Below are 14,251 nucleotides of genomic sequence, written 5' to 3' on the forward strand. Positions count from 1 at the left end.
CAAGATTATAATTTTTGAATAACTTGAAATGTAAAAACTGAACAGGTTGAGTTATTCCGCAGAGTAAGTGAGTTGTGACACATGGGTCACTTTCCCAAAAATCCTAGAGTTTTTCTGTAATGAAGTGTCCATTTGGTATTTGATCTTCGCATCAACCATGCAGGTAGCTTACCGCTGATTTAAAAGAATAGGGGAATTTGTAATGTATCAGTTATTAATTCTCACTAGCTCTTAGGGGCATTTTTTTGTTACACTTACAGATAACGATTTTATCACTGTACTGTGACAGATGAGGAGAGTTTAAGATGAGGTATTTAACAGCGGGAGAATCCCATGGACCACAATTGACCATTATTATTGAAGGGTTACCAAGCAGATTACCATTTTCCAAAGAAAAATTGGATTATGAATTACATAGAAGACAACTGGGACATGGAAGAGGTCGCAGAATGCAAATCGAAACCGATCAAGCCCAAATACTGTCCGGGGTTCGGTTTGGGAAAACGACTGGTGCACCGGTTACATTGGTGATTGAAAATAAAGATTGGACACACTGGCAAAAAATTATGAACCCATTGGAAGAATCAGAAGATGAAAGCAAACGGCGTATTTCACGACCAAGACCAGGTCACGCAGATTTAAATGGTGCGATCAAATATAATCACCATGATATGAGAAATGTATTGGAGCGTTCTAGCGCAAGAGAAACGGCATCACGGGTAGCAGTGGGTGCAGTGGCAAAACAAATTCTCGCACTCTGTGGCATTCAAATAGGTGGTCATGTTTTACGGATTGGAGAAGTAGAAGCCAAGCGGATGGATATAAGTCTAAAAGATTTAATGGAACGATCAGAGCAATCTACGGTGCGATGTGTCGATCCAGAAGTAGAACAACCAATGAAAGATTTAATTGATAAAGCAAAAAAAGAAGGCGATTCCTTAGGCGGAATTGTAGAAGTGATTGTGGAAGGCGTACCTATAGGATTAGGTAGTTTTGTCCACTGGGATCGCAAATTAGATGCACGCATCGCTGGTGCTATTGTCAGTATTAATGCATTTAAAGGTGTAGAATTTGGAATAGGTTTTGAAGCTGCAAAACGTCCTGGTTCTGAAGTACACGATGAAATTATTTGGTCTAAAGAAGAAGGTTATAGTCGAGCTACTAATCGTTTAGGTGGTTTTGAAGGCGGGATGACAACCGGGCAACCAATTGTTGTTCGAGGAGTGATGAAACCAATTCCTACACTATATAAACCTCTCATGAGTGTGGATATTGATACCAAAGAGCCTTTTGCAGCGAGTATCGAACGCTCAGATAGCTGTGCAGTTCCTGCTGCAAGTGTTGTAGCTGAGAATGTTGTGGCATGGGAAGTTGTCCAAGCGCTATTAGAAAAATTCCCTTCAGATACAATTGAAGAATTAGTGGATCAAGTGGAACAGTATCGAGAAAGAACAAAGAGGTTTTAAAATGAAGCAATTACTTGTTTCCACAAAATCACGCTCTTATTCAGTATTTATTGGAACTAATTTAATTTCTCAATTAGCAAAACTATTAAATCAACATGGTGTTTCGATCGAGCAAAAGCTGTTTTTAGTCACTGACAGTAATATAGCTCCTTTATATTTAGAAAAAGTTACAAAACCACTCCGCTTCGCAGGTTATAATGTGATTACTAGCATAATTCCAGCAGGTGAAAGTAGCAAATCATTGGAAATGCTTGATCATTTGTATGCAGACGCGATTGAAGCTGGTTTGGATCGTTCCAGTGTTGTTCTGGCGCTTGGTGGAGGAGTAGTAGGAGATTTAGCAGGGTTCTTAGCGGCTAGTTTCATGCGTGGAATCCCATTTGTTCAGCTTCCTACTACTTTATTAGCACACGATAGTAGTATTGGCGGGAAAGTCGGTATCAATCATAGATTAGGGAAAAATTATATGGGAGCTTTTCATCAACCTCTTTTTGTGATGTTCGATGTAAGTTTTCTTTCTTCTTTGCCAGGAAGAGAATTAGTTGCTGGTTTTGCGGAAGTAATAAAACATGCACTTATATGGGATCTATCCTTTATTAAGTGGCTAGAAGAAAATCATGAAAAACTGATGAATCGGTCCCTTTCTACATTAGAAGAGGCAATCTATCGTGGTTGTAAAGTGAAAATAGATGTTGTATCTGAGGATGAAACAGAAAAAGGACTGCGCGCTATTTTAAACTATGGGCATACCATTGGTCATGCTCTGGAATCCATATCAGGGTACAAATACTATACTCATGGTGAAGCTATTTCCATAGGAATGGTGGGAGCAGCTATGTTAAGTGCTGAAGTGTTGCAAACTCCTAACAGTTTGATTTCTCGCACAGAGAATCTTCTTCGTGAGTTTTTATTGCCTACAAGAATAGAGCAACCTTGGTCAAATGAGGACATGCTTCAGTTAATGAAGCGGGATAAAAAAACCAAACATGGTAACTACACTTTTGTTTTGAGTAAGCAACTGGGTGAAGTGGAAGTAATTGGTAATATCGACGAAACAAAAATAAGAAAAGTTTTGGATCAGCTAAAAGAGGTGAACAAGTAAGGTGGTACGAGGGATTCGGGGTGCTACAACAGTTGGAAAGAACAGTAAAGATGCAATTTTGTCGGCGACGAAAGAGCTATTTTTGGAAATTAAAGAACGGAATCAACTAGAGGCTGACGATGTTGCTAGTATATTGATTACTAGTACTCCTGATTTGAATGCAGCCTTCCCGGCAGCAGCTGTCCGTATATTAGAAGGCTGGGAATTAGTTCCATTAATCGGGGCGACGGAAGTAGACGTTCCAGGTGGGCTGCCGTTGTGTATTCGCATGTTATTAACTGTAAATACGAATTTACAGCCATCTGATATTCAGCATGTTTTTCTTCACGATGCTGAAAAATTACGACCAGATTTGAAAAAATAATTTGCCCCATTGACAGAGAGGATTGTCCTCATTTAGAGTAGAAATTAACAAAAAGTAAGTTTTGAGCAGATGAGTAGAGTAGAGATTAGGATATAGTGAGCGGAGTGGAGCTGAGTTTACTTATGAAAAAACCAGCCAAAGCATCCCCGCTTTGGCTTTTTGCTATTATATACCCTCCATATCCTTATCTCTCCGATTTCTAGGAGGGAAATTTGATTGATTTATCCAACCAAAACAGAAGCAGATCAGTTTGCAAAACATTATTCACATATTCCCATTTGTAAAAAGTTCGAAATGGATACCATGACCCCTATTCAATTGTTTCATGCGCTTGAGAAAGATTCTTATTCCTTTCTATTAGAAAGCGTAGAAGGAAACCAAAAATTTTCTCGTTACTCATTTATGGGTTCCAATCCATATCAAGTGTTGACAGGAAAAGATGGTATGTTGACAATGACATCAGCAGAAAAGATAAGGGTATTACCAGCAGACGATCCACTGCCGTTTCTCGATCAGCTATTATCTGAAAGCACCTCTCCGAAATATGATGGGTTTCCTCCATTTTTAGGCGGTGCTGTAGGTTATTTTAGTTATGAATTGATTCAGGCATTTGAACCAAACGCATTGTTGACAAATCCAGCTGGAAAGACAAAAGCATACGATACTCATCTAGCTTTTTATGATAAGCTTATTGTATTTGATCATCTGGAACAAGTATTGTATTTGGTTATGCATTTAGAAGCGAAAGATGGAGTGGTAATGGATTACGAAAAGGTAGTTGATGATCTGGATAAATGGAAGATCAGACTGCACCAGTCCCATCCCAAAATTGATCCACTTCCGTCTTTGATGCGGGAAAAAGTTGATTTTCAAAATATCACTTCCAATTTTACACGAGAAAATTTTTGTAAAGCGGTAGAGAAAGCAAAAGAATATATTCGTGCGGGAGATATTTTTCAAGTTGTTCCTTCGCAAAAATATACAGTCGATGGAACTTCAGACCCGATGATGGTCTATCGAATATTGCGTTATCTAAATCCTTCTCCCTATATGTATTATTTGCACCTTGGAGAAGAAAAAATAGTTGGTACATCTCCAGAAATATTAGTAAGAGTGCAAAACAATTCCATTGAAACAAGGCCAATAGCAGGTTCTCGTCCTCGGAGTCAGGATGAGATGGAAGATGATAGACTAGCAACGGAGTTACTAGCCGATCCCAAAGAAAATGCAGAACATGTTATGCTTGTCGATCTTGGTAGAAATGACGTTGGCCGTGTTTCAAAATACGGCTCTGTGCAAGTAACTGCTTACAAGCATATTGAGCGGTATTCACACGTAATGCACATGGTATCTCATGTGACAGGAGAATTATCTGAAGATCGAAACCCACTTGATGCTTTCCGTGCATGTTTTCCTGCTGGAACAGTTTCCGGATCACCAAAAATACGTGCAATGGAAATTATCGCACAATTAGAACCAGAAGCTCGTGGTATATATGCTGGGGCAGTAGGATATTTAGATTTCACAGGAAATATCGATACATGTATTGCCATTCGAACCATTTATTTTCGTGACAATAAAGCCTTTGTACAAGCAGGGGCAGGGATTGTTTATGATTCAAACCCAGATAAAGAATATGAAGAAACCAAACATAAAGCCAGTGCAATGTTATTAGCAATTCAGTTGGCAAATAAGGCGAAATGATAGGAGGAGAAATAGATGTTCTCTACTTTACTCAATCGTTTATTAGAAGGAGAAGACCTTACACAACAAGAAGCTTATTTTTTAATGGAACAAATGATGAGTGGTTCCCTTCACGATGCTCAGATAGCTGCTTTGCTTACCGCATTGCGTATCAAAGGAGAAACAGTGGAAGAATTAATTGGATTAGCGGAAGGAATGAAATCTTATGCTACTCCTCTTCCTAATGTTCAGGCAGAAAGCGTGGACACTTGTGGAACAGGAGGCGACGGTGGGAAAACATTTAATATTTCTACTGCCACTACGTTTGTAGCTGGTGCTGCTGGTGTCTCGATTGCCAAACATGGAAATCGGGCAGTATCAAGTAAGAGCGGAAGTGCAGATGTACTTGAAGAGTTAGGTATTTCTCTTCATTTGTCCCCTGTAGAGGCAAGTGAACAATTACAAAAAACAGGTATTTGTTTTCTGTTTGCGCCACAATATCATCCTGCGATGAAAAATGTTATGGCATCAAGAAAAGCATTAGGGTTCCGCACTTGTTTTAATTTGCTTGGACCGCTGGCTAGTCCAGCAGGAGTACAGAGACAGCTAATGGGTGTTTTTTCTCCAAAATATACAGAAAAAATGGCTTATGTATTACAAGCCTTAGGTACCAAACATGCACTGGTTGTATCTGGATTGGATGGACTAGATGAGATTTCGCTTGTAGGTCCTACACAGATCAGTGAATTAAAAAATGAAAAAGTAAAAACCTATACTATTACACCTGAAAAATTCGGCTTAAATCGCTGTTCCGCAAAAGATTTAGAAGGCGGGAATCCAAAAGAAAATGCAGCCATTATTTTAGATATATTACAAGGAAGTAAAGGTCCAAAACGTTCCATAGTGGAAATAAATGCAGCAGCAGTTCTTTATGTCGCAGGAAAAACAAACAATTTATATGAAGGTCTGGAATTAGCAGCTGATGTGATCGATTCTGGGTTGGCATTGCGAAAATTACAAGAAGTTGCTCAAAGTTCCCAAGAGGTGAAATCAGATGTTTCTTGACAAAATGAAAGCGATCAAGCAAAAGGAAATAGCGATTTTAGAGAACAAATACCATGTAAACGACTGGGATTTAGCAACAAGTATGCCAAAAGGTAGACCTTTTCGATCTGCGATTCAGTCCAGCCCATTTGCGGTTATCGCAGAAGTAAAGCCCGCTTCTCCTTCAAAAGGAATTATTGCTGAAAATATTGATCCGGTTGCACAAGCGCAAAAATATGAAGAAGGCGGGGCGGATGTAATATCCGTATTAACCGAGACAGAGTACTTTCATGGTAAACCTGAATCGCTTACCAATGTACAAAAGAACGTTTCTATTCCTGTACTGCGAAAAGATTTCATTTTGCATCCATTGCAAGTGCTGAACAGCAAGTTTTTAGGAGCAGATGTTATTTTATTGATTGTTGCGTTTTTAAAAACCGAAGAATGCACTCATTTGACGTATTTAGCACATCAATTGGGGATGGAAGTTTTAATTGAAATTCATGAAGAATCGGAGATTGAGACAGCGATTCAGTCTGGTGCTGATGTAATTGGCATAAACAATCGTAATTTAACAACCTTAGAAGTAGACCTAAAAACAACTGGCAAGTTGCGTCACTTTTTACCTGAAGAACTGCCAGTGATCGGAGAAAGCGGAGTCCTTTCGCTTGATGATGCAAAAATACTTGCAGATGCAAAAATTAATGGTTTATTGGTTGGAGAGTATTTGATGAAGCATTCGGATCCTGTAAGAGCATTACAAGCGTTAAAATCGGCAGGTGAGCAGCAATTAAAGCGATCTCGATAAAGTACTGTGGTTTCCAAACTACAGAAGATGTACAAAATGCAATTTCGTTACCTATACAGTCCATCGGTTTTATCTTTGTTCCAAATCGCAGACGGACCGTTACATGGGAAAAAGCAGCAGAAATGATAAGTATTATTCCCGATCATATTGCAACAGTAGGTGTATTTCAAAATCCGTCATGGGAAGATATTAAAAAAGCAGCAGATCTAGGTTTGTCCATGATCCAGCTGCATGGACAAGAAACACCTGATTTTTGCCGGCAAATCAAACAGGAATGGAATATTCCGATTATCAAAGTATTTGGAGTAGATGAGATAGAAACTATCGCTAATTACCAAACGTATATTGACGTCATTTTGCTTGATCATGCAGCTGGTGGACTTGGCAAGGTGATTGATTGGAGTTATATCCCTTCTGCAAACAAAATAGCAGATATCTATGGGTTACCGTTGTGGATTGCTGGAGGGTTAAATGAAAGCAATGTAGCAGAGTTATATCAAAATTTTGAAATAGATGGAATCGATCTTTCCTCGGGGATTGAAACAAACGGATCAAAAGATCAACAGAAAATGATCGCAATTATAGAGGGGATGCAAAGACATGGGAAAGTTAGACAGTAGATTTGGTTCTTTTGGCGGGCAGTTTGTTCCAGAGACACTGATGAATGCAGTTTTGGAGTTAGAACAAGGATACAAATCTATTTTAGATGACAAAGCGTTCGAAGCGGAGTTTCGAGATTTACTAAAAAATTATTCAGGAAGACCTACTGCTCTTACCTTTGCAAAACGATTAACAGAGTATGCTGGAGGGGCTGAAATTTATCTAAAAAGAGAAGATTTAAACCATACGGGAGCACACAAAATTAATAATACGATTGGGCAGGCACTACTAGCGAAAAAAATGGGAAAGCGAAAGTTAATTGCTGAAACAGGAGCAGGGCAGCATGGTGTTGCATCTGCTACTATCGCTGCACTGCTTGGTATGGAATGTAAAGTTTATATGGGTGAAGAAGATGTGAGGCGACAAGCACAAAATGTTTTTCGTATGGAATTATTAGGTGCAAAAGTTATTCCTGTCACATCTGGTTCACGAACACTAAAAGATGCTACCAATGAGGCAATGAGAGCGTGGGTAGCAGAAGTAGAAGATTCTTTTTATTTAATAGGATCAGCTGTAGGACCGCATCCTTATCCGCAAATGGTGAAGTATTTTCAACGAGTTATTGGCGACGAAGCGCGAGCACAAATTTTAGAACGGACAGGAAGTTTACCAACAGATGTAGTTGCCTGTGTCGGTGGGGGAAGTAATTCCATCGGGATGTTTGCTGCATTTATTGAGGACGAAGCAGTAAAAATTCATGGTGTTGAAGCTGCAGGAAAAGGCTTAGATACAAATGAACATGCAGCTAGTCTAAGTTTAGGTCGTCCTGGTGTACTGCATGGTTCCTACAGCTATATCTTGCATGACGAAAACGGTCAAATTATTCCTGCTCACTCCATTTCTGCTGGACTTGATTATCCTGGAGTCGGTCCTGAACATGCTTATTTAAAAGAAATTGGCAGAGTTCGATATACGGCGGTTACAGATGAGCAAGCAATGGAAGCAGTCAAAATATTATGTGAATTGGAAGGGATTATCCCAGCAATAGAATCGGCTCATGCACTTGCAGAAGCGATTCGTTTGGCTTCCAATGGCAGTGCAGCTGAAAAAATACTTGTTTGTTTGTCTGGACGTGGAGATAAAGATATGGGGACGATTCGCGAATATTTTCAGGGGGGAAACCAATGAATATTTTAACTAGGTCGTTTCAATCAAATCGTACAAACCTGATTCCCTATTTAGTTGCAGGATATCCTTCCAAAGATGTTACGATTGATCTGATTCATCTCTTAGCAGAGGAAGGGGTTACTGCCATTGAATTAGGCGTCCCTTTTTCCGATCCTGTGGCAGATGGTCCTATAATACAGAAGGCAGCAGAAAAGGCTTTGGAACAAGGAATTACTTTAAATGATGTCTTTTCTATCGCACAAACAGTTCGAGAACAAGGGAATAATGTCCCGCTTGTATTGTTTTCCTATTATAATCCGCTTCTTTCATATGGTATAGAGGAAGTCGCTAAAAAAGCAGCTGAATCCGGTTTTACGGGATTTATCGTACCAGATTTACCGCTTGAGGAAAGCGATGTTCTTCGTCAGGAATTGGATAAAGTTGAAATATCGTTAGTTCCATTGGTTGCTCCAACTTCAGAGGAAAGAGTTGCGAAAATTGCATCTTCTGCAAATGGCTTTGTGTATTGTGTATCTTCTTTGGGAACAACTGGTGTGAGAAGTGAATTTGCTTCAAATTTGGATGTGTTTTTAAAACATGTGAAAGAACATAGTAAAGTTCCTATTGCTGTTGGATTTGGTGTATCCACTGCTGAACAGGTCCATCACCTCCAAACAAAAGCAGATGGAGTGATAGTTGGCAGTGCATTAGTCAAACAAATTATGGATTTGAAGGATACTCTAGTCACAGAAAATCAAAAACAAGATGCACTGCATGATATCCGTAAATTTGTCAAAGATCTATTAAGCTAGTAAGATAGATAGAAAATCATTATTGGAGGATCAAGCATGATATCAGCCAAAAAATCTATCCAAGACATACCAATCTATCAACCAGGTAAGTCTTTAGAAGAAGTGAAAAGAGACCTTGGACTGGAAAAAGTTATAAAATTAGCCTCAAATGAAAATCCATTTGGATGCAGTAAAAAAGTGTGGGAAGCATTAACGCAAATAAAAGACCAGTTTCATTTGTATCCAGAAGATGATGCACCTATTTTAAGAAAAAAAATGGCTGAATCCCTTGAAATAGATGAAAGAAGACTTGTGTTTGGAAATGGTTCTGATGAAGTGATTCAAATGATAGCTAGGGCATATCTAGAACCCGGTGTAGAAACAGTGATGGCAGTACCAACATTTCCACGGTATGAGACAGCATCTCGTATTGAAGGAGCACATATAATTGAAATTCCATTGAAAGATGGGACACATGATTTAGAAGCGATGTTTCATGCGATAACAGAGAAAACACGTGTTGTATGGATTTGTAATCCAAACAATCCTTCAGGAACCTTTGTAGATCATGGCTCCCTTCAGTCTTTTCTCGAGCGCTTGCCAGAACATATATTGGTTGTTTTAGATGAAGCTTACGTGGAATATGTAACAGATGAATCATTCCCAGATTCAATCTCTTTATTGGACTATGACCCAAGAATCATTATATTACGAACTTTTTCCAAGATATATGGTTTGGCGTCTTTTCGAGCAGGTTATGGGATTGCACACCCTGACGTTATTCAACAGCTTGCAAGAGTTCGAGAACCATTTAATCTGAACCGATTAGCACAGGCAGCTACTATTGCTGCAGTAGAAGATGAAACCTTTGTATTTTATTGCCGAAATCAAAATCGTCTTGGCATGAAGCAAATTACACAAAAATTAGAGGAATGGAATATATCCTATTTTCCTTCCCAAGCTAATTTTCTTTTGATCGATGTTGGTTGTAATGGAGATGAAGCATTCCAGTTTCTATTGCAACGAGGAATTATTATTCGTTCAGGAAATGCATTAGGTTTCCCAAACTATATTCGAGTTACGATTGGCAATAAGGATGAAAATGAAGCGTTTTTAACAGGTTTATCTGATTTTTTACAAGAAAAAAAGAGTGGATTGCCTTTATGACACAACGGGTAGCGATCCTAGGTGTTGGTTTAATTGGAGGATCATTAGCACTATCTCTTAAAGAGCGGACTAATTGTGAAGTGGTAGGATTTGATATGTCTGCCCAAACTGTTAACAAAGCAATTTCTCTTGGAGTAATTGATCAAGGCTACACGTCGTTGGAAATGGCTGTAGCTGACACGGATTATATATTTATTGCAGTACCTGTTGGACAAATCGGATACTATATGCAGCAACTAGTTGATGTACCATTGAAAAGCGGAGTTATTATCAGTGATGTGGGAAGTACAAAAGCAGAAATATCAAAACGAGGCCGAGTATTGAAGGAAAAAGGGTATACATTTATTGGCGGACATCCAATGGCAGGATCTCATCGTTCTGGTGTAATTGCTGCTCATTCACTTTTATTTGAGAATGCTTATTATGTACTTACTCCAGATCAAGATACACCGATCGAAGATGTAAAAGCATTGAGCAACATATTAGAAGAGGCTACACGTGCTCAATTGGTAGTAATGGATGCAGATTATCACGATGAAGTAGTGGGAGCCATAAGTCACTTGCCACATGTTATTGCAACGGGTTTAGTATCACAGGTAGGAGAATATAACGATGATAATGGCTGGTTTCATCGATTAGCAGCAGGCGGATTCCGTGATCTCACCAGAATTGCTGCAAGTCATCCGATTATGTGGCGAGATATTTTACTTAGTAATCGTGAGAAAATGGTACTGCTTTTAGATGATTGGATTAAACAAATGACTGATTTTCAACATGCGATTGAGCGTGAAGATGCAGATTGGATAGAGACGATTTTTGCTCGCTCCCGAGATCTACGCCAAGGCTTACCTGAAAAGAAACCAGGATTATTGGCACCAATTTACCAATGTTATATTGATATTCCTGATGAGCCAGGAGTAATCGGACAAGTAACTACACTATTAGGTGAACATAAGGTGAATTTGAGCAATGTAAGTATTATGGAAAATAGGGAAGAGATCTACGGAATACTCCGACTGACATTTCGAAAACTATCTGACTATGAAAGAGCCGTACCCATTTTGCAAGATGCTGGCTATACTACTTATACAGAAAAGTCTCGGGAGGCTGATCATGTCAACTTTAACAAGTAATCGAATAAAACCTTTTCATAAAACCATCACTGTACCAGGTGATAAATCTATTTCTCATCGCGCCATTATGTTTGGATCTTTAGCTGAAGGTATCACGACAATTGAAGGTTTTCTTCCTGGTGCTGATTGTCTTTCCACCATCTCTTGTTTTGAAAAACTAGGAGTTAAAGTAGAGCGAACATCAGAAACCAGTGTGCGAGTATTTGGTAAATCATTGGAAGGATTGCAAAAACCTGTTTCTTCCTTAGATGTTGGAAATTCTGGTACTACAATTCGTTTGATGATGGGGATTTTAGCTGGAACTTCTTTTACTAGTACTTTAATTGGAGATGCCTCAATCAGCAGGCGGCCAATGGATCGAGTAGTAAGCCCCTTGCGAAAAATGGGAGCGAATATAGAAGGAAAAGAGAATGGGAAGTATACACCTCTGACAATTCATGGAACATCTCTCCAAGGAGTTATGTATGAAAGCCCTGTTTCCAGTGCACAAGTGAAATCGGCAGTTCTACTTGCTGGGTTGTCAGCAACAGGAACAACAACTGTTTTGGAACCAGCTCTTTCACGAGATCATACAGAACGGATGCTGGGTGCATTTGGTGTGCAAGTGAATCGTCTGCCGAATGGAGCTAGTATCAATGGAGGGCAAAAATTAACCGCTACTCGTGTGACGGTTCCAGGAGATATTTCATCAGCTGCTTTTTTTCTTGCAGCAGCCTTAATGGTTCCTGGTAGTACGTTAACGATTGAAAAGGTAGGGTTAAATCCGACTCGCACAGGAATTGTTGATGTGTTTCGTGCAATGGGAGCAAAAGTGACTGTAGATAAGTATGAAGAGTCGTCAGGGGAGCCGATCGGTTCTATTACCATTACTAGTAATGGACTACACGGTATAGAAATCGGCGGTGAGCTGATTCCCAGGCTTATAGATGAGATTCCCATTATTGCTGTCGTAGCCACTCAAGCAAAGGGGAAAACAGTTATCCGCGATGCAGCAGAGTTGAAAGTGAAGGAGACGAATCGGATTTCTACTACTGCAAATGAGTTACGTAAACTCGGGGCAAAAATACAAGAGACAGAAGACGGTTTAATTATTGAAGGATCCACTCCATTGCGAGGTGGGGTATGCGACAGCCATGGAGATCATAGAATTGGAATGGCAATGGCTATAGCTGGTTTAGCAACGAATGATGCGGTTGTAGTCAACGGAGCAGATGCTATTCAAGTATCATTTCCAGGATTTTATGAATTACTGAAGTCATTATAAGAACTCACCTTTTAAAGGTGAGTTCTTTTTAATTTGCTAATAATTTACGAATACAAGTTGGTAACAGGTCGGTGAAAATTTCGGTTGTATAGGTTACATCCAATCGTTCCGTGCGTTGATGGGCATCTTTTCCAATGGATCCTAAATTAATAACAGGTACATCGAATTTTTCTAAATCAGATAAAGGAATACTGTATCCTTTCTCCCACATCGGCATATTTTTCACAAAAGATTGCAACGAAGTGATCGGATATTGTAACCCAACATAGCTGAGGTCGGAGATTCCGCCAAAGTAGTTTATTTTTTTTAGGGAAATATCGTGCTCTTCTTTTGCATAATGAACCATTTCATCTGTAACACGCTCGATAAGTGCATGTTTTCTTGAGCTGATGGCAGGGTAGTAAGGAGGAGCAAAAAATAATACGATCATGGGAGCGAGCTCCTTACATAGGATAGCTAATTCATCTACTAGTGCAATTGTCCTGTCACGTTCATCTAAATCCGGTGAATGCTGGTGAAGAATACGTTTTTCTAGTTGTTCTACTTTTTCTATTCCATGGTGTTCCACTGCATATTGATGCAAATCTTGATAAGTAAGTACACGAATATCAACACTTTGAGGGGTATAAGGTTCATATTTCACATAATTTTTGGCATGTTTTTCATAATTTTCTTTAATGTGTAATGCAACTTTTTGAGCGGTATGCATCAAGTTTTCCACGATCTCATCCATTTTCTTTTCAAAAACAAATAAGTTGAATAGTGTGACTGCACGATGAGGGATTTTCACGGAATAATCTTTCTTTAAACCTTTTTGAATCAAATTGGTAGGAGGCGGAGAAGCTTCACCTTCAACCACTTCACAGAAATCTGTATTCAACTCTAATTCACAGGAGAGATGGGAAGCCATGAAGTTTGCGTTGAGACCCAAGAATGGTTCTCCGACATGAGTTTCATCACCATAGCAGAGGAATCCAGGTAATACTTTTCCGATGGTACCTGTGTAGATATATTTGTTTTCATCTCCTGGAAAGCGAGTGAACATCGATTCGGAGTTTAAGACTGCTTGGTATTGGAGTTGGTAGGTTTGTGCTAGTTCTAATAATGCTGGCACAGCAGCTCTCATCCCAACAGAATTCACTTCTTCATCTGGAACTGTAAGTAATACCAAATTACCATCAAATTTTCCATTCGCAGCTTGTTCTATCATGGACATATGCATCGCTAAACCGACTTTCATATCCATGGTGCCTCTGCCGAATATCCATTCGCTAGTCTCTAATTCGTTTTGTATTTCCTCTGATAATGTGTGTTTTTCTTGTTTAAATATATTTGTTATTTCATTGATATCGAAAGCTTTATCTTTCCATAATCCATAATCTTCTACATCTACTACATCGAAATGACTCACAAGAATAACTGTTTTCTGTGCCCCTGCCTTTTTTACTAATGCCATCACGAATTCACGACCATCACCTGTAGGGCATAGTCGAAGATGATCTGTATTTTCTTGAAAATAGGGTAGAGTGTTTAGTTGGGATTCTACATATTTTGGGAAATCTATTTCTGCTTGTGAAGTAGTAACACTTGGAATAGCTACCAAGTTTCCAAGTAGTTCGGTCAATTGTTCTTTTGTTTGCCACCTAACCATATTGCATTCTC

The 14,251-nt window shown here is 39.2% G+C and carries 13 protein-coding genes; 12 read left to right on the forward strand and 1 reads right to left on the reverse strand.

Going from position 1 to position 14,251, the window contains the following annotated elements; all coding sequences use genetic code 11:
* The first annotated feature begins 305 nt into the window (after positions 1-305).
* The 12 genes from aroC to aroA all read left to right on the forward strand — a co-directional run bounded on the left by aroC (position 306) and on the right by aroA (position 12,589).
* Entirely contained in the window at positions 306-1,466 is a 1,161-nt protein-coding gene (gene aroC / locus AC5WOC_RS02035) for a chorismate synthase (RefSeq protein WP_496053722.1), read from the forward strand.
* A 1-nt stretch (position 1,467) separates the two neighbouring features.
* On the forward strand, positions 1,468-2,568 hold the full coding sequence (gene aroB, locus AC5WOC_RS02040) for a 3-dehydroquinate synthase (RefSeq protein WP_496053723.1): 1,101 nt from the start codon (positions 1,468-1,470) through the stop codon (positions 2,566-2,568).
* Between the two features lies 1 nt (position 2,569).
* Positions 2,570-2,932 (forward strand): chorismate mutase, encoded by a 363-nt coding sequence (aroH, locus tag AC5WOC_RS02045; RefSeq protein ID WP_496053724.1) that lies wholly within the window; start codon positions 2,570-2,572, stop codon positions 2,930-2,932.
* A gap of 216 nt (positions 2,933-3,148) precedes the next feature.
* Positions 3,149-4,636 (forward strand): anthranilate synthase component I, encoded by a 1,488-nt coding sequence (gene trpE / locus AC5WOC_RS02050; RefSeq protein WP_496053725.1) that lies wholly within the window; start codon positions 3,149-3,151, stop codon positions 4,634-4,636.
* 15 nt (positions 4,637-4,651) lie between these two features.
* The gene (gene trpD / locus AC5WOC_RS02055) at positions 4,652-5,680 is read left to right on the forward strand and encodes an anthranilate phosphoribosyltransferase (protein ID WP_496053726.1); all 1,029 of its coding nucleotides are present in this window, start codon (positions 4,652-4,654) and stop codon (positions 5,678-5,680) included.
* Positions 5,670-6,467 (forward strand): indole-3-glycerol phosphate synthase TrpC, encoded by a 798-nt coding sequence (trpC, locus tag AC5WOC_RS02060; protein WP_496053727.1) that lies wholly within the window; start codon positions 5,670-5,672, stop codon positions 6,465-6,467. The genes trpD and trpC overlap by 11 nt, the downstream gene beginning before the upstream one ends.
* The gene (locus AC5WOC_RS02065; protein ID WP_496054150.1) at positions 6,464-7,087 is read left to right on the forward strand and encodes a phosphoribosylanthranilate isomerase; all 624 of its coding nucleotides are present in this window, start codon (positions 6,464-6,466) and stop codon (positions 7,085-7,087) included. Before trpC ends, AC5WOC_RS02065 begins: the two co-directional genes overlap by 4 nt.
* A complete protein-coding gene (gene trpB / locus AC5WOC_RS02070) occupies positions 7,068-8,255 on the forward strand; it encodes a tryptophan synthase subunit beta (protein WP_496053728.1) in 1,188 nt (395 codons plus the stop codon). The genes AC5WOC_RS02065 and trpB overlap by 20 nt, the downstream gene beginning before the upstream one ends.
* A complete protein-coding gene (gene trpA / locus AC5WOC_RS02075; RefSeq protein WP_496053729.1) occupies positions 8,252-9,046 on the forward strand; it encodes a tryptophan synthase subunit alpha in 795 nt (264 codons plus the stop codon). The genes trpB and trpA overlap by 4 nt, the downstream gene beginning before the upstream one ends.
* 39 nt (positions 9,047-9,085) lie before the next feature.
* The gene (gene hisC / locus AC5WOC_RS02080; RefSeq protein ID WP_496054151.1) at positions 9,086-10,192 is read left to right on the forward strand and encodes a histidinol-phosphate transaminase; all 1,107 of its coding nucleotides are present in this window, start codon (positions 9,086-9,088) and stop codon (positions 10,190-10,192) included.
* Positions 10,189-11,325 (forward strand): prephenate dehydrogenase, encoded by a 1,137-nt coding sequence (locus tag AC5WOC_RS02085; RefSeq protein ID WP_496053730.1) that lies wholly within the window; start codon positions 10,189-10,191, stop codon positions 11,323-11,325. Before hisC ends, AC5WOC_RS02085 begins: the two co-directional genes overlap by 4 nt.
* Positions 11,306-12,589 (forward strand): 3-phosphoshikimate 1-carboxyvinyltransferase, encoded by a 1,284-nt coding sequence (gene aroA, locus AC5WOC_RS02090; protein ID WP_496053731.1) that lies wholly within the window; start codon positions 11,306-11,308, stop codon positions 12,587-12,589. The genes AC5WOC_RS02085 and aroA overlap by 20 nt, the downstream gene beginning before the upstream one ends.
* A 28-nt stretch (positions 12,590-12,617) precedes the next feature.
* Here the strand turns inward: aroA and AC5WOC_RS02095 are convergent, their stop codons facing one another.
* The gene (locus AC5WOC_RS02095; RefSeq protein WP_496053732.1) at positions 12,618-14,240 is read right to left on the reverse strand and encodes a M20/M25/M40 family metallo-hydrolase; all 1,623 of its coding nucleotides are present in this window, start codon (positions 14,238-14,240) and stop codon (positions 12,618-12,620) included.
* Positions 14,241-14,251 lie beyond the last annotated feature (11 nt).

This window comes from Shimazuella sp. NTD247 (genome assembly GCF_059510415.1).